The sequence below is a fragment of the Streptomyces sp. Mut1 genome, assembly GCF_030719295.1.
In the GTDB taxonomy this organism is placed as follows: Bacteria; Actinomycetota; Actinomycetes; order Streptomycetales; family Streptomycetaceae; genus Streptomyces; species Streptomyces castrisilvae.
Genome location: NZ_CP120997.1, coordinates 3,184,576 through 3,200,635, shown reverse-complemented (window position 1 = coordinate 3,200,635; position 16,060 = coordinate 3,184,576). Strand labels below are relative to the sequence as shown.

11 protein-coding genes and 1 tRNA gene are annotated in these 16,060 nt (G+C 71.0%); 5 read left to right on the top strand and 7 right to left on the bottom strand.

Features of this window, described 5'->3' with window-relative positions:
- The first annotated feature begins 233 nt into the window (after window positions 1-233).
- Both P8A18_RS13695 and P8A18_RS13690 read left to right on the top strand, forming a co-directional pair.
- A complete protein-coding gene (locus P8A18_RS13695) occupies window positions 234-2,099 on the top strand; it encodes a DUF8823 domain-containing protein (RefSeq protein WP_306054591.1) in 1,866 nt (621 codons plus the stop codon).
- Between the two features lie 349 nt (window positions 2,100-2,448).
- Window positions 2,449-3,651: a PP2C family protein-serine/threonine phosphatase gene (locus P8A18_RS13690; protein WP_306054589.1), complete on the top strand. Its 1,203-nt coding sequence runs from the start codon at window positions 2,449-2,451 to the stop codon at window positions 3,649-3,651.
- A gap of 10 nt (window positions 3,652-3,661) precedes the next feature.
- Here P8A18_RS13690 and P8A18_RS13685 read toward each other — a convergent pair whose 3' ends face one another.
- The 3 genes from P8A18_RS13685 to P8A18_RS13675 form a co-directional block, all read right to left on the bottom strand.
- Window positions 3,662-4,609: a GNAT family N-acetyltransferase gene (locus P8A18_RS13685; RefSeq protein ID WP_306054587.1), complete on the bottom strand. Its 948-nt coding sequence runs from the start codon at window positions 4,607-4,609 to the stop codon at window positions 3,662-3,664.
- A gap of 77 nt (window positions 4,610-4,686) precedes the next feature.
- Complete coding sequence (locus P8A18_RS13680) at window positions 4,687-6,774, bottom strand: restriction endonuclease (protein ID WP_306054585.1); 2,088 nt, start codon at window positions 6,772-6,774, stop codon at window positions 4,687-4,689.
- Window positions 6,775-6,979: 205 nt separating this feature from the next.
- Window positions 6,980-8,431, bottom strand: coding sequence for an MFS transporter (locus P8A18_RS13675; RefSeq protein WP_306054583.1), 1,452 nt, complete (start codon window positions 8,429-8,431; stop codon window positions 6,980-6,982).
- 143 nt (window positions 8,432-8,574) lie between these two features.
- Between P8A18_RS13675 and P8A18_RS13670 the strand changes: the two genes are divergently transcribed.
- Window positions 8,575-9,501, top strand: a complete 927-nt coding sequence (locus P8A18_RS13670; RefSeq protein ID WP_371933669.1) for a LysR family transcriptional regulator — start codon at window positions 8,575-8,577, stop codon at window positions 9,499-9,501.
- Window positions 9,502-9,809: 308 nt separating this feature from the next.
- Here P8A18_RS13670 and P8A18_RS13665 read toward each other — a convergent pair whose 3' ends face one another.
- From P8A18_RS13665 to P8A18_RS13655, 3 genes are all read right to left on the bottom strand, one after another.
- Window positions 9,810-10,760 carry a DMT family transporter gene (locus P8A18_RS13665; protein WP_306054579.1) on the bottom strand — a complete coding sequence of 317 codons (951 nt, stop codon included), beginning with the start codon at window positions 10,758-10,760 and terminating at the stop codon, window positions 9,810-9,812.
- A gap of 265 nt (window positions 10,761-11,025) precedes the next feature.
- Window positions 11,026-11,098, bottom strand: a tRNA-Arg gene (locus P8A18_RS13660).
- Window positions 11,099-11,330: 232 nt separating this feature from the next.
- The gene (locus P8A18_RS13655) at window positions 11,331-12,611 is read right to left on the bottom strand and encodes a M6 family metalloprotease domain-containing protein (protein WP_306054577.1); all 1,281 of its coding nucleotides are present in this window, start codon (window positions 12,609-12,611) and stop codon (window positions 11,331-11,333) included.
- 283 nt (window positions 12,612-12,894) lie between these two features.
- Between P8A18_RS13655 and P8A18_RS13650 the strand changes: the two genes are divergently transcribed.
- The gene (locus P8A18_RS13650) at window positions 12,895-13,557 is read left to right on the top strand and encodes a TetR/AcrR family transcriptional regulator (protein WP_306054575.1); all 663 of its coding nucleotides are present in this window, start codon (window positions 12,895-12,897) and stop codon (window positions 13,555-13,557) included.
- Between the two features lie 184 nt (window positions 13,558-13,741).
- On the top strand, window positions 13,742-15,280 hold the full coding sequence (locus tag P8A18_RS13645; RefSeq protein WP_306054573.1) for an MFS transporter: 1,539 nt from the start codon (window positions 13,742-13,744) through the stop codon (window positions 15,278-15,280).
- A 146-nt stretch (window positions 15,281-15,426) separates the two neighbouring features.
- On the opposite strand, the gene P8A18_RS13640 is transcribed toward P8A18_RS13645, so the two are convergent.
- A complete protein-coding gene (locus P8A18_RS13640) occupies window positions 15,427-15,939 on the bottom strand; it encodes a MarR family winged helix-turn-helix transcriptional regulator (protein WP_306054571.1) in 513 nt (170 codons plus the stop codon).
- Window positions 15,940-16,060 lie beyond the last annotated feature (121 nt).

The following is a 16,060-nucleotide window of genomic DNA, read 5'->3' as shown; positions in this document are numbered from 1 at the left end:
CGTCGGCCGCGCCGGCCCGGCATACGCGGCGCAGGACCCGCAGTCGCCCTGAGAAGCGCCTCCCAGGGGGTGCGACCTGCTGGTCCCAGCGGTCTTTCCGGACAGTGCGAGACACCGCGTGTTAGCGTCCCGGGGGCAACGCGTGAACCCTGGAACGCGTCTTCCGGCCCATGAGACCCGAGTACGAGAGCCGGCGGAAACCACGCGTCCGGGGAGGGACGGGGAGAGACGCAGTGACGACTGCCGAGCCGACACGGGCGGACGACGACGCCGCGGGCTCCACGGGCTCCGCGAAGGCCGGAGTGGACGAAGGCGCGGACGCCGGAGCCGAGTCCGGGCCCGCCGCCGACCGCACCCCGCAGGCGCCCGCGCCCGGCCGGTTCGGTGTCCTCAAGGAGCAGTGCCTGCGCCACCCGGTCCTGCTGACGACCGGGGTCGCCGCGGTCGTCCACATCCTGTGGTTCTTCTTCTTCGCGAACAGCGGGGGCGACATCGCCGCCCAGGACGCCTGGGCCGAATTCGTCGGCCGGCACCCGGGCACCGCGTACAACCTCGCCTGGTACGGGGGCATGCACCCCGTCTCGTACAGCGTCGTCTCGCCGTATCTGATGTCGCTGCTCGGCGTGCGGACGACGATGATGATCGCCGGCACGGTCTCGGCCGGGCTGACCTCGCTGATCCTCTACCGGGTGAAGGCGGTCCGTAACCCGCTGGCCTGCTCGATGGCGGGCGTCTTCGCGTATCTGTGCAACGCGCTGTCGGGCCGGGTGACGTTCGGGCTCGGCATGATGTTCGCGATCGGCGCCGCCGCCGCGGTGTTCTGCTGGCCGTACCGCTGGCGGTACCGGCGCTGGGCGAAGGCCGCCGTCGCCGCGCCCCTCGCGGGCCTCGCGACGGCCGGGAGCCCGGTGGCGGGCCTCTTCCTCGGGGTGGTCGCGGCCGCGCTGTTCCTGAACAAGCGGCGTCCGGGTGCGTACGCGCTGGGGCTCGCGCCGGTCGCGGTGGTCGCGCTGTCCGCGTGGCTGTTCCCGTTCTCCGGTACGCAGCCGATGTCGGTCGCCACGCTGTCGGGACCGTTCATCTTCGCGTGGCTCGTCTTCTTCCTCGTACCGCGCGACTGGAAGACCGTGCGCACGGCCTCGGCCGTGTACGGCGTCGGGACGCTGCTCACGTACGTCATCGACTCGCAGATCGGCTCGAACGTGTCGCGGATGGCGATGCTGTTCGCGGGGATCGTCCTGCTGGCCGCGCTGCCGTACACCGCGCCCCGATCCCGCCGCTGGTACGCGCTGGTCCTCTCCTTCGCCGCGCTGAACTTCTGGATCGGCTTCAAGGGCGTCGACGACATCGTCAGGACCGCCCCCACCGCCTCCTGGACCCGCTCGCTGGCCCCGCTGGTCGACCAGCTCCAGCGGGTCGGCGCAGAGAGGGGCCGCGTCGAGGTGGTGCCCCCGAGCAGCCACCGCGAGGCGTCCGCGCTGCCGCGGTCCGTCAACCTGGCCCGCGGCTGGAACCGCCAGGCCGACATGAAGCGCAACCCCCTCTTCTACGACGACACCCTGGACGCCATCAACTACCGCCAGTGGCTCGACCGCTGGGCCGTGCACTACGTGGTGCTGCCGCAGGGCGACCCCGACTCCAGCGGCGCCCGCCAGGAAGCCGAACTGGTCGGCAAGGGGCTGCCGTACCTGAAGGCGATCTGGTCCAACGCCGACTGGCGGCTCTTCGAGGTCGACAGCCCGGTGCCGCTGGCCGATCCGCCGGCGATCGTGGAGCGCGCGAGCGAGGGCGAGCTGACGATCCACGTCAAGAAGGCGGGCCGGGTGCTGATCCGTATCCCGTACTCGCGCTGGCTGGCCGTCGTGGACGAGGACGGCAAGGGGCTGGAACGCCCGCAGGAGACCGAGGCGTCCAAGAACCGCACCGACGACGACACCCCGAAGTCCTTCGTCAACACCAACGGCTGCCTGACCAAGGTGGACGAGGACGAGGACGGCGACGAGTGGACGGAACTCCTGGCCCCCCGCCCCGGCGTCTACCGCCTGGGTGCGCCCTACCAGCTCCCGCCCGGCACCCCGTGCCCGGACGAGCTGCGGTGAGCGACGGGCCCGTCGGCGGCCGCCCGGACGCCGTACGGGCCGCACGGCCGACCGGTGAGGAAGCCGGTCATGGCGCCGAAGGCCCCGCGCTTCTTCGACACGTGTGACACCCGGCCCCTCCCCGACGACCGTCCCTCCCCGACGACCGTCCCTCCCCGACGGCCGCGCCGCCCCGCCGGGGCGGTGCCGGCAGATGGCCGTTCCCAACACTCGTCCCGCAACGCCGATCCCGCTCACGCTCCGTGGTCTGCTGTGACCTTCGGTACAGCCGGGCAAGGCTGTCGGGTGAGCGAGAGGGGAGCACGCAGTGGAGAAGGGCCGGTCGAAAAATCACAGGGTTGGCGTGGACATGTCGGAAGGGTTCGGTGAGCGGCTGCTGGGGCAGCTGCTGGACCGGGCTCATGAGATGCCGCCACAGCTCCTCGCTCCGCTGGTGGCGGAGGAGGTGCACAGGATCGGTGGCCGGGACGTGTCGATCCTGTTGCAGTGCTACGAGCAGGTGGAACTGGTCCCGCTGCCCGGCAGGGGTCTCACAGTCGGCGAAGCGGTGCCGATCGACGGTTCCCGGGCCGGCGAGGCCTTCCTCCGTCTGGCCGCGGTCGAGGACGAGCAGGACGACGGTGTGCGGATGTACCTGCCGCTGCTGGACGGCAGCGACGAGGTCGGGGTCATGGCGCTCACCCTGGACACGGTGGAGGACGACGACCGGCGGCTGCTGCGCCGGCTGGCCGGACTGGTCGCCGACATGGTGGTGACCAAGGGCGCCTACACGGACCAGTTCTTCCGGACCCGGCGGCGTCAGCCGATGAGTCTCGCTGCGGAGATCCAGTGGTCCCTGCTGCCGCCGATGTCGATGAACAACCCACAGGTCTCCGTCGCCGGCATCCTGGAGCCCGCCTACGCCGTCGCCGGGGACAGTCTGGACTACGCCCTCAACGACGACATCCTGCACCTGGCCATCATCGACGCGATGGGCCACGGCCTGAACGCCTCTGTGCTGGCCACCGTCGCCGTGGGCGCCTACCGGCATGCCCGACGCGCGGATGTCGGCCTCGCCGAGCTGTACGCCTTCATGGACAGAGCCATCGATGAGCAGTTCGGCCCCGACCAGTTCGTCACCGCACAGATGATGCGCCTGGACGTCGGGACGGGCCACCTGCAATGGGTCAACGCCGGACACCCGGCAGCGCTGCTGATCCGTGGCGACCGAGTCGTGCGAGTCCTGGAGAACCCGGGGACGCTCCCGGTCGGCTTCGGCGGTGCCGAACCACTGATCTCCTCCATGGACCTCCAGCAGGGAGACCGGCTGATGTTCTACACCGACGGCCTTGTCGAGGAACATCGCCCGGGTCAGGAACAGTTCGGCGAAGAGCGCATGATCGACATCATCGAGCAGGTCGGACCCACCACACAGGGCGTGCAGCACATGGCCCGGAACCTGTCCCACGCACTCAAGCGGGAGAGGGGCGGCACCACCAGCGACGACGCGACCATCTTCCTCGTCGAATGGCGCGGCGGCACCGCCGACCACCTCGCCATGCTCGACCTCTAGGGCCGCGGCGCTATGCCGTGTCCGGCGGATCCTCGTGGGTCCGAAGGGCCCGGCCCGCTCCGCTCCCGGCCCCGCCCGCAGGGAAGTCGTACATGGCGAAGTCCGTCACCGGCCGGTAGCCGACGCGCTGGTAGAGGCCGTTGCTGGTGGGGTTGGCGAGATCCGCGAAGAGCAGCACCTCGTCCGCCCCCTCGGCCAGCGCGGCGCGGCCGGCCCCGACGGCCGCGGCCCCGGCGTACCCGCGCCCACGCAGGTGGGCCGGGGTGTAGACGGGCGTCAGCCGGATCTGCCCGGCGACCAGGGACGTCAGCCCCGCCATGGACACGGGGACGCCGTCCGGGGTCTCCCAGAGAGTGACGCGCCGCTCGGCGACATGCGTATCGGCCCAGGCGCGGGCGTCCTTGGAGCCCACCCCGTTGATGGCCGCGACGAACTCCCCGTACCAGCGCGCCAGCAGCTCGCGGTCCCGCTCATCGGCGATCCGGCCGCTCCCCTCGGGCATCGGCTCGGGCGGGGTGAGGGCGCGGAGCCGGTAGAGCCGCGTGCGCTCGTGGAGCCGGGGCTCCACCCCCGTACGCAGCCGCCACACCTCGGCCAGCGCGGCGGCGGTCCCGTTGTCCGCGGTGACGCCGGGGACGGTGTGGCCGACGGCGTCCAGATGAGCGGCCAGCGAACCGGCCTCCTCGGCGGTCAGGGGCGTGACGACCAGCGGGTGGGGCGGCGTACGGAGGTACGCGGCACGCACCTCACCGGCCTGCTCCAGCACCCCGAAGACGGGCGCCCCGTCCTCGTAGGCGGCGTCCCCGCGCGTACGCAGGCCCTCGGTCACCGTCAGGAGGATGGTGTGCAGATCGGGCAGGGAGCGGAGGAAGCCGCCGGCGCGGGCGAGGAAGGCGTGGACGTCGGGGAGGAGGTGCCAGGTGGGGATGCCGGTGCTCGTGTCCGTTTCGGTGTTCATGGCTCATCCTGGCGCGGGGGAGGGCCCCGCCGCCCGCGATTTACGCAGCAGCGCACCCGCACCCGCCCGCACCGCCGCTACTCCACCTCGATGCCGTAGTCCTGGACCAGTTCCTCCAGGCCGCCCCGGTATCCGCGGCCGCCCGTGACGAACTCCCAGTCACCGTTGGCGCGGCGGCGGAAGGAGCCGAGGACGAGCGCGGTCTCGCCGGGGCGGCCGTCGGAGACGTCCAGCTGGTCGAGAGGGGTCCGCTCGGCGTCGAGCAGCCGGATGCCGGCGTCGGTGAAACCGGACAGGTCGGCGCCGGGATTGGCGACGGGGTCGATGGCCGCGATGACGACCAGCCGGTCGGCGCCGGCCGGAAGGGCGTCGAAGTCGACCTGGATCGCGGCCTTGTCGGGGGCGACGGGTATGAGCGCGCGGACCGTGCCGTCGGGGGTGCGGGGGTTGTTGTAGAAGACGAAGTGGTCGTCGTCCAGCACCCGGTTGCCCCGGCAGACCAGGGCGCAGACGTCCAGGGCGACACCGCCCGACCAGTACATGCCCAGCACATTGTGGTCGTCGCCGCGGCCCTCGCTCTCCGGCGCCGTCCGCTGGGCCGGCACCGGCTGCCGCTGCTCGCCACTGCCCAGCCGCCCGCGCAGGCCGTGCCGGTGCAGCAGGTCGACGAGCTCACCGCCCGGCACCAGCTCCAGCGGCTTGCCGTTGGCGAAGGTGTGGGAGCCGGGCCCGAACTTGGACGTGGTGACCAGGACGCCCTTGTTGGCGCCGGCGTCCTGGACCGTGCCGTACAGGTCGCGGACGGCCGTGGGCGGCACGGTGTTGCGGTAGCGCTTCACCTGGACGACGATCTTGCCGCCCCGGATCGGGGTCGGGTCCAGCGCGTCGACGTCGACGCCCCCGTCGTTGGAACGCTGCGTGGTGACGGCCTGCATGCCCATGGCCCGGAAGAGTTCGGCGACGAGCGACTCGAAGGCCAGCGGGTCCATCGCGTACAGATCGGGCTCCTCGTCGCCGCCATGGGTGACGACGCCGTTGCCGACCTCCTCGGGCACCCGGCCGGGACGCACCGCCGCGTACTGGTCGGGGCGCGCGGACAACTGCCCGCGCAACCCGTCCACCAGGCAGTTGACCGCGTTCACCTGCTCCAGGTGCAGTTCGGCGAAGCCGGCGCGCGAGGCCATGACCGTGCCGAGGAACATGGGCGCACGGCGCCCCGTCGCCGGATCGTGGTCGTCCACGAACCCGTTCAGCGCGACCGACTCCAGCGCCCCGAACTCGTCGGCCGCGAAGAGATCACGCAGGACGAGCAGCAGACACTGGGCGAGGACATCCCGGTACAGGGCCCGGCGCTGCGTGACCGGACGCGGCGACTCCTTCTCCTCGTCCGCGTTGATCATGTACCGCACGGACTTCGCCTCCGGGACGACGTCGTACTTGGGCAGCTCCCAGTTCAGCACCAGCTGCCGCGCCCCCGAGTCGTACGCCGCCGACACCTGGCGCGGCAGCTCGTCGGGCCAGCCCGTCGAGGCGTACAGCGCGGCCGAGAAGTACGCCACCGCCGCCTCCGCGTCCCCGTTGCGCAGCCCGGCCGTCATCTCCTGGATTCCGGCGTTGTGCCGCCGGATCTCGCCCAACTGCGCGTCGGCCCACTGCTGGTACTGCCGCTGGTACGTCGCGAACTGCGCCTGCCGCTGCGCCTCGGCCGCCTGCGCGGACTGCCAGTCCCGCTCGAACCTGGCCCGCGCCTCCGCCTCCGCCTGGGCCCGCCGTCCGGCGGTCCACCCGCCACCCTGCGCCTGGTACCGCGCCGGGTCCGGCATGGGCACGGGCTGCGCGAGCGGCCCCGGCGCGAACGCCTCGACCCGCTCGGCCCGGGCCAGCGCGGAGGCCCGGAACGCCGGAGCCCGGCACCCGGTGGCCAGCAGCCCCTGCAAGGCCTCGACCCGGGCATCCAGCTCCCGCGTACGCCGCCGGGCCTCCGCCTCGCGCTGCTCCCGGTACGCCGCCTTCCGCTCCCGCTGACTGCGCGCGACTTCCCGCTGGTACGCCCGCTGTTGCCGCTCCTGATCCCGCTGATACCTGGCTTGCGCCTCACGTTGACGTTGCTGTTGGCGCTGTGCCTCGGCCCAGACCCCGACCAACCCATTGGAGCGACGACTCATGCCTCGCAGGCCCTCCCCACCAGGACGTCAGACGCGCGTACGCACGGTGAGCCCCGGCCCCATAACCAGCAGTGATGGGACAACTTTAGTGCGCGACGAACGCGGGGCCCATGCACTTGACGGGAGAGAACCTGATGCCGGGGGGAGGGAGGGGCCCGTACGGGTACGGGTGCAGGTACGAGCACGGGTACGGGTACGGGGCCGGTCAGCCGGAGACGGGGAGGTCGGTCCGTCCGCCGGAGGCGTCCACCGGGGGCGCCGGCTCGCCGCCCCGCGGGGTGCGCAGGCCGAAGGCGCTGATGGAGGCGGCGAGGACCGCTGCGGCGAACGGGACGAGCAGACCGGCCCGGTAGCCGTCCAGCAGCGCGGCGGTGCTCCGCCCGTGCGTGGCGGCCACGCTGACGGCGGTGACCGCGGAGAGCCCGAGCGCGGCACCGAACTGGAAGGCGGTGTAGAGGAGTCCGCCCGCGAGCCCCTGCTCCTCCTCCGCGATCCCGTCCGTGGCCACGATGGTGAGCGGTCCGTACGCCAGGGAGAACGCCAGGCCGAGGATGAGCAGGCCCGGGAACATCGCCGCGTAGCTCCAGTCCGCACCCAGCGGCAGGAACAGCCCGTACGAGACCACCGCGAGCAGCAGCCCCCCGAAGATCACCCTCGCCGTGCCGAAGCGGTCGACCAGCCGCGGGGTGAGGGTCGGCGAGAGAACCGCGTCGACCCCGATGACCAGCATCGCGAAGCTCGTCTGCAACGTCGACCAGTCGCGCAGTTCCTGGAGGTAGAGCACGATCAGGAACTGGAAGCCGAAGAACCCGGCGGCGAAGAGCATCGCCGAGAGGTTCGCCCGGAGCAGGGAACCGTTGCGGAAGATCCCGAGGCGCACCAGGGGCTCGGCGGAGCGCCGTTCGATGAGGAGGAAGGCCGCGAGGAACGCCAGCCCGGCCAGCGACGTACCGACGCCGGCGACGAACCCGGCGTGGGCCGCGCGCTCGACGGCCAGCACGATCAGCACGAGTGCGGCGGTGATGGTGAGCGCGCCGGCGACGTCCACGCGCTGCCCCGACCTGTCCGGGCGCGGGGACTTGGGAACGAACGCGAGGGCCGCGACCAGGATGAGGAAGGAGAGCGCGACCGGGGCGAAGAAGACCCACCGCCAGCCGACGGCGGTGAGCAGCCCTCCGGCGACCAGCCCGACCGTGAAGCCTCCGGCGGCGGTGCCCGAGTAGACGAGCAGGGCCTTGTTGCGCTCCGGCCCCTCGGCGAAGCCGGTGGTGATCACGGAAAGCCCGGCCGGGGTCATGAAGGCGGCGGCGACGCCCGTGACGAACCGCGCGACGATCAGCACCCACCCCGCGTCGGCGAACCCGCCGAGCCCGGAGAACACCAGGAAGACAGCGAGCCAGAACACGAACATCTGCCGCCGCCCGAACAGGTCGGCCGCCCGCCCGCCGAGGAGCATGAAGCCGCCGTAACCGAGTACGTAGGCGCTCATGACCCACTGCAACTCACCCGTGGACAGACCGAGGTCGGCGCGGATCGAAGGCAACGCCACGTTGAGCATGGCGACATCGATGCCTTCGAGGAAGATCGCGCCGCACAGTACGAGCAGGATGCCCCACTTGCGTGCGCTCAGCCCGCTCGAAGTACTCAAGGCACTCATGACGAAGAACCCCTCCCGGGGGGACGGCTGCTGATGGAGCCTCCAGCCTTCGCCAGTTCCGGGAGGGGGAACAACAGCGAAGACCGCAACGTTCGGTAAGCCAGGCTTACCGAACCGCATCCACGTCCCACGCGATCCCGGAGATGTACGTGGACCAGACCGAACTCGAATGCTTCCTCGTACTGGCCGAGGAACTGCACTTCGGCCGCACCGCCGCCCGCCTGCGCCTCTCCCGCGCCCGCGTGAGCCAGCTCATCCAGAAACTGGAACGCCGTGTGGGAGCCCCCCTCTTCACGCGCACGAGCCGACGGGTGACCCTCACCACCCTGGGCGCCCGCCTCCGCGACGACCTCGCACCACACCACCGCGGCATCGAGAACGCCCTCGCGCGGGCCGTGGCCGCGGCACGCGCCATCGAAGGAGTGCTGCACGTCGGCTTCTCCACACCCTTGGCAGGCGAACTGGTGATGAAGACGATCGAGGAGCTGCGCACCACCCACCCCGAACTCGCGGTCGAGGTGTGCGAGGTCCCCCTCTCCGACCCGTACGGGATGCTGCGAAGGGGCGACTTCGACCTCCAGCTGACGGACTTCCCCGTACACGAGCCCGACCTGACCCGCGGCCCCACCCTCCTGGTCGAAAACAGGGTCCTGGCAGTGGCATCCGCACACCCACTTGCCGCACGCGGCACCCTGACCCTTGAGGACCTGGCCCAGGTGCCCCTTCTGACCATCGCGGGCGACATCCCGGACTACTGGTCGGAGCACCACCTGCCGACCCATACCCCCCACGGCACCCCGATCGAACCGGGCCCGTCCGTCACCAACCACCAGGAGGCCCTCACCCTGGTCGCCGCCGGCCGGGGAGCGCTGCTCTCAGGAGCCCACATAGCGCTTTACCACGGCCGCCCCGGCATCGCGTACATCCCACTGAAGGACGGCAACCCCCTCGCCTACGGCCTGACGCGACGCTCCGCCGCCACCGGCAACCGGGCTCTGGAACTCTTCGGCCGGGTGGCACGCGAGGTGGCGGGAGGCATGGCCCCGGCGGTTCCCGGGAGAGCGGCATAGGGAAAGGGCCGGTCCTGGCAACCGGATGGCGATTTCAGCGCACTGAATCGTGGAGGGTGCAGTACAGGAACTCGGGCGTGCGGCGCGAGTGCGTGCCAGGCGTCGCGGGCCCGCGAAGATCCGCCGGACAGGCCCTGACGCTCTCTCGGGCGATCACATGCCCAGCAACGTGTCGACGCCGTGCGCAGGGCGACAGTCATGCCGGCCGGTGAACGATGCCGGAAAGCCGTATGCGGGAGAACCGCGCATATGGCCCGAAGCGGCGGAAACTGGTCGGAGGGCGGCAGCCACCGCGCCAGTCCCCGATGCTAAGAGGCTCGGTCTGGGGCAAGCTCCGGGTTCTGGGTGGGGGTGTCGGTCGGGGCCGGGACGTCCTTCCCGGCGTTCTCCGGCGCACCGAACCAGGCCACCGCGACCGCGCCCGAGACCGCCAGGACGAAGCCGGTCACCGCCAGCCAGGCGAAGCCGGGACGTGAGGCGTCCCCCAGCCACCAGACGCCGATCATGCCGGGCAGCACGGTCTCGCCGACCACCAGCGCCGCCGTCGCCCCGTTCACCGAGCCGATCTGCAGCGCGATGGTGTGCAGGTACATGCCGCCGATGCCGGCGACCAGAATGGCGTACAGGGCCGGGTCGGTGAGCAGCGTGCCCAGGGCGAATGGATCGATCCCGTTCAGCACTCGCACGCCCACGCCCAGCGCGCCGAAGCCGAGACCGGAGAGCAGACCGGCCAGGATCGCGGCCCGGGCGCCGAGCATCCGGACCAGGACCGTGCCGCCCGCCATCAGCAGCAGTGCGATCGTGAGGAGCCACCAGTGGGTGGTGACCGGCGTGTGCCCGCTGCCCTCAGAGCCCGCCGCGCTCGCGAGCAGCACCAGCGCCGAGCAGACGACCGCGATCGAGGTCCACTCCGCCCGGGTCAGCCGGATGCCGAGCAGCTTGACGCTCAGGACGGCCGTGACGACGAGGTTGGCGCTGATGACCGTCTGGGAGAGGAACAGCGGCAGCAGGCGAGCGGCGCCCGCGCCGAGTCCGAAGCCGACGAAGTCCAGGACCGTGCCGACGATGAATTCCCAGGTCATCGCGGCCTGGGCGGTGGAGGAGAGACTGGGGCCGCCATGCGCGGTGACCTGTCCGGTGGCAGGCCCGGCGCCGGCCGCCTCGCGGCGGGCCGACTTGCGGGAGCCGACGGCCTGGAGGACGGAGCCCGTGCCGTAACAGATCGAGGCCGCAACGGCGGTCAGGAGTCCTATGAGCACCGAGCGCTCCGTTCAGGGGGGTGGTTCCTGGCTGTTCTCCCTGCCAGACGCGGGAACGACCGCTCGCGTTGCGTGAACCGGGTCTGGCCTGCGTCGAGATGGACGTGAAGAAGTCCGTCCGGTACCGCCCTTGAACGCCGGATCCGTTGGATGCGGACTCTCCGAACGGGCTTGAGGCTGGTGTTCGCCATGCTGATGGCCACTGTCACGGCGACGACGAACAGCGCACCCACCCGAGAGAGGTAAGCGCGCTGTTCAGACACTGTGCCCCCGGCAGGATTCGAACCTGCGACACCCGCTTTAGGAGAGCGGTGCTCTATCCCCTGAGCTACGAAGGCGGGGATCTGTCCGAAGTGTGTCGAACGGGCACCACGTGCGGAGCCGGTTCCCGACGTGTTCGGGCAGGTTGGTGATCGGCCTGTGGTGGCCTGCTCGCCGCCGCCAGTGTAGCGGGTGGCGTTCTCGGCGTACCGGGGGTTCGGGCGCAGGGGTGGTGCTCCTCGACGACGGTGCGTGCGGCGTCGGGCGCGGCCCCTGCGGTGATCGTTCACACCGGTCGGCCGCTCGCGGCTACGGCCGCGTCACCTGCACCCGGTAGTCCCCCTTGGCGTCCTTCTCCAGTACCGAGATCCGTATCCCGTTGGCCCGGTCCGTGAAGGTTTCGCCGGGCTGGAACGCGGCGTCGGAGAGTTCGGCGTGGACGTTGGGGAGGCGGGTGCAGCCGGGGCTGTCCTTGGTGCTGTCGGCCACGGAGACCGGGCCCTGGCCGGTGTCCACGTCGGAGTTCACCTTGTAGATGAGGACGCCGGGGCGGCAGACCGCCTGGTCGTTGCCCGCCTGGGTGCGGACTTCGACGGCGTAGCCGGATTCGGCGGTCAGGGGGACGAAGGCCAGTTTCAGGCCGCCGCGGGTGGCCAGGGGTTCCAGGACGTGGTCCGTGGTGCCGGGGCGGGCGGCGCAGCTGACCTGGTCGTTGTCGAGCCAGCCGAGCTTCCACTTGTGCCAGCCCAGCAGGTCGTTGTTGGCGCCCCAGTCCTCGGACATGATGTCCCAGTGCCCGACCGAGCCGCCGCCCTCCATCGTGTAGAGGTCGGGCAGGCCGAAGACGTGGCCGTTCTCGTGGGGCAGGACGCGGTATCCGGTCTGGGCGTACGAGCCCGAGCCGTCGTCCTGGCGGCTGTAGACGAAGGACGTGTTGGCGAGCGGCACCCCGTCGGCCAGGGGGGCTTCGTCGTTGCCCGAGAAGGTCACCGACAGCACGGTGTCCAGCGCCGAGGGGCCGGCGTTCGGGGTGACCAGGATGTTGACCAGGTCGTACTCGGTGAAGTCCACCTTCGGGTCGGCGGCGGCGACGATGTCGTTGACCAGGTGGCGGTAGCCCGGTTCGTACGGGGAGCCGCGCTCGATTCCGTACTCGGCGAAGGGCAGCGGCATCCGCAGCCACGAGGTGATCGGGGCCTCGGGTATGTAGGTGAGCCGGCCGTAGGAGCTCGTGCGGAACCAGTCCGTGGTCTGGGGGAAGAATTCGGCGAGGCGGTCCTTCGCCGGCTCCGTGCCCGGGGCGTCAGGGAAGTCGATCATCAGGTTCAGGGCGTGGACCTGGCCGGTGGAGCGCGCGTAGCCGGGCTGGGTCGGCATGCCCTCCGACATCTGCACGCCCATGGAAGAGGCGATCCGGCACGGGCCGAGGCCGGTCGCCCGGGGAGCGGTGGCCGCCGGTCCCGCCGAGGCCCTGCTGGGCAGCGGCAGGGTGCTGCTCGCCGTCGCCAGTGCCGCGATGACCAGGGCCGTTGCGGCGCCGAGTGCGACCGGGCGGCGGTGCTTGCGTATCCGGTGGCGTGGCTGCTGCATAGAGGCGCCTTCGGGGCCGCGGCAGTCGGCCGACCCTGACTGCGCTCTGCCGTCAGCCTCTGCCGGGCGATCGCGGGGCGCTCGCTGGGTGCGCCGATCGGTTGGTTTTCCGGTGGTTTCCCGAGGGCGTGTCCGGTGCGGCGAGTGGTGTGACGCAGGTCACAAAGAGTGGGGAAATAAGTGGGGAGGCCTTCCCCGTTTGCACTCGTGTCCCCGCGAAACGGGGAGGCGGTCCCCGGTTCGTTTACGGCCGGGCCGCCCCGGAAGAGTAAGGAGCGCCGCCGTGGTTCCCGCCGCCCGTACCGCCACCGTACCGGCTCAGTCGCGCACGCCCCGGCCCAGGGCCGACGCGCTGCGCAACCGGGAGCGGATCGTGACGGCCGCGCGCGAGATGTTCGTCGAGTTCGGGCCGGAAGCGCCGCTCGACGAGGTCGCCCGCCGCGCGGGCGTCGGCAACGCCACCCTCTACCGGAACTTCCCCGACCGCGCCGCACTGATCCACGAGGTCGTGCTCTCGGTCACCTCCCGCACCACCGACCGCGCCGAGGAGGCCGCAGCCGAGGAGGCGGACCCCTTCGCCGCCCTCAGCCGCTTCGTCCACGCGGCGGCCGACGAACGCATCGGGGCCCTGTGCCCCATGCTGTCCGGCGGCTTCGACAAGGACCATCCCGAACTGCTCGCCGAGCGCCGGCGCCTCGAAGAGGCCGTCGAGGGGCTCGTCGCGCGCGCCATGTCCGCGGGGCGCCTGCGTACCGACATCGCCGTCGGAGACGTACTGGTCGCCCTCTCCCAGCTCACCCGGCCGCTGCCGGGCATCGCCTGCCCGAACATCGACCGGTTCACCCACCGCCACATCCAGCTGCTCCTGGACGGACTGGAGGCCCCGGCCCGGTCCGTGCTCCCCGGAACAGCGGCGACCTTGGAGGACCTGCGGCGCCGGATGTGATCCGAGCCCCGCTCCCTTCCCTCTTCACCCTCACCCCGACCCTGACCTGACCTGACCCTGACCCGAGCCTGACCGACTCCGTCCGTCCTCCCTTCCTCTCTTCCTCCTTTCGCCGTGCCTTCGACGAACGAGCGCACGGTTGACGATCCCGCGCGCCCTCGCGCGCCCCTAGGTGGCTACTCCCATGTCGAAAACAGCTGATATCCAACTCCCCGACCCCAGCCGCTGGAAAGCGCTGGCGTTCATCGCGCTCGCGCAGCTGATGGTCGTGCTCGACGCCACGATCGTGAACATCGCCCTGCCGCACGCGCAGACCGACCTCGGCATCACCGACGCCAACAAGCAGTGGGTCATCACCGCCTACGCCCTCGCCTTCGGCGGGCTGCTGCTCTTCGGCGGGCGCATCGCCGACCTCTGGGGCCGCAAGCGCACCTTCGTCGTCGGACTCGTCGGCTTCGCGCTGGCCTCCGCGCTCGGCGGCGCGGCACAGAACCAGGGCATGCTGTTCGGCTCCCGCGCGCTCCAGGGCGTGTTCGGCGCGCTGCTCGCGCCCGCCGCGCTCTCGCTGCTCGCGGTGATGTTCACCGATGCCAAGGAGCGCGCCAAGGCGTTCGGTATCTACGGGGCGATCGCCGGTGGCGGTGGCGCCGTCGGCCTGATCCTCGGCGGTCTGCTCACCCAGACGCTGAACTGGCGCTGGACGTTCTTCGTCAACATCCCGTTCGCGATCGTCGCGGCGGCCGGTGCCTACTTCGTCATCCGCGAGCCCGCCGGCAGCCGTAACCGCTCCTCGCTGGACATCCCGGGTGTCGTCCTGTCCGCGCTGGGCCTGGTCTCGCTGGTGTACGGATTCACCCGCGCCGAGTCCGCGGGCTGGTCGGACGGGCTGACCATCGGTACGTTCGTCGCCGCCGGCGTCCTGCTGCTGGCCTTCGTCCTGACCGAGTCCCGGGTCAAGTCGCCCCTGCTGCCGCTGCGCGTCGTGATGGACCGCAACCGCGGTGGCGTCTACCTCTCGCTGGGCCTGGCCGTCATCGCGATGTTCGGCCTGTTCCTCTTCCTCACGTACTACCTCCAGGTCGTCAAGGGCTACTCGCCGATCAAGACCGGCTTCGCCTTCATGCCCATGATCGCGGGCATGATCACCGGGTCCACGCAGATCGGCGCCCGGCTGATGACGCGGGTCCCGGCCCGCAAGCTGATGGGTCCCGGCTTCCTGACCGCCGCCGTCGGCATGCTGCTGCTGACGCGTCTGGGCATCGACTCCTCGTACGCGGCGGTCATCCTGCCGGGCCAGCTCCTGCTGGGTCTGGGCATGGGCACGGCGTTCATGCCGGCCATGTCGCTGGCCACGCACGGGGTCGAGGCGCGGGACGCGGGTGTCGCCTCCGCGATGGTCAACACCTCGCAGCAGGTCGGCGGTGCGATCGGTACGGCCCTGCTGAACACGATCGCCGCCTCCGCCGCCACGGCGTACGCCACCTCGCACGCCGCGCTCGGCGCCAGTGACCCGGAGCTGCTGAAGCTCCAGTCGATGGTGCACGGCTTCACCGGTGCCATCTGGTGGGCCGTCGGCATCCTCGTGGTGGCCGCCGGGATCGCGCTGACCTTCATCAACGCCGGACGTCCGGCCGCGACCGGTACGTCCGCGGGCTCCGGTTCCGGTTCCGGTGACGCGGACGGTGTCGAGGACGAGGTCAGGATTCCGGTCGTCGCCCACTGATCCAGCGCCCACTGATCCAGCGCCGGCTGATTCAGCGCCGGCTGATCCAGCGCGGCTGATCCACCGCCGGGCCGATACGTTTCTGCCCCGGTCCCGTCGTACGACACGACGGGACCGGGGCAGAAGTGCGTGGAGGGGCGGCCGGGTCAGCGCAGCCAGGGCAGGTCGGCGTCCGCGCAATCGGGCTGCAGTCCGGTGGCCAGGACCTGCATGATCTCGCCGAGCGAGCGCACCTGCTCCGGGGTCAGGCGGTCGAACATCGCCTGGCGGACGGCCTTCACATGGCCGGGCGCGGAGCGGCGCAGCATCTCGTGGCCCTCGTCGGTGAGGACCGCGTTCTGGCCGCGCTTGTCGGAGGGGCAGTCCTCGCGGCGTACCCAGCCGTTCTTCTCCAGCCGGGCGACGGCGTGCGAGAGCCGGGAGCGGGTGATCTTGGCGTCCTTGGCCAGCTCGGTCATCCGCTTCTGATGGCGGGGCGCCTGCGAGAGCTGGACGAGCAGGCCGTAGTAGATGTGCGGCATGCCGGCATCGCCCTGCAACTGGCGGTCGAGGTGATCCTCCAGGAGCGTGGTGGCGTGCAGGTAGGCCCGCCAGACGCATTGTTCTTCGTCGGTGAGCCAGCGCGGCGCACCGGTTGATGCCGTGGTCATGTACTCCACTGTACGACCTTTTCTTGAAAGTTGAACAAGATAGAGCTAAGGTCTCTCAAGGTAGGAGCTTGAAGATTAAAGCATCCTTCCTTCTGAAGCCTTCCAGTAGAAGACTTACCTTGAGTAGCAG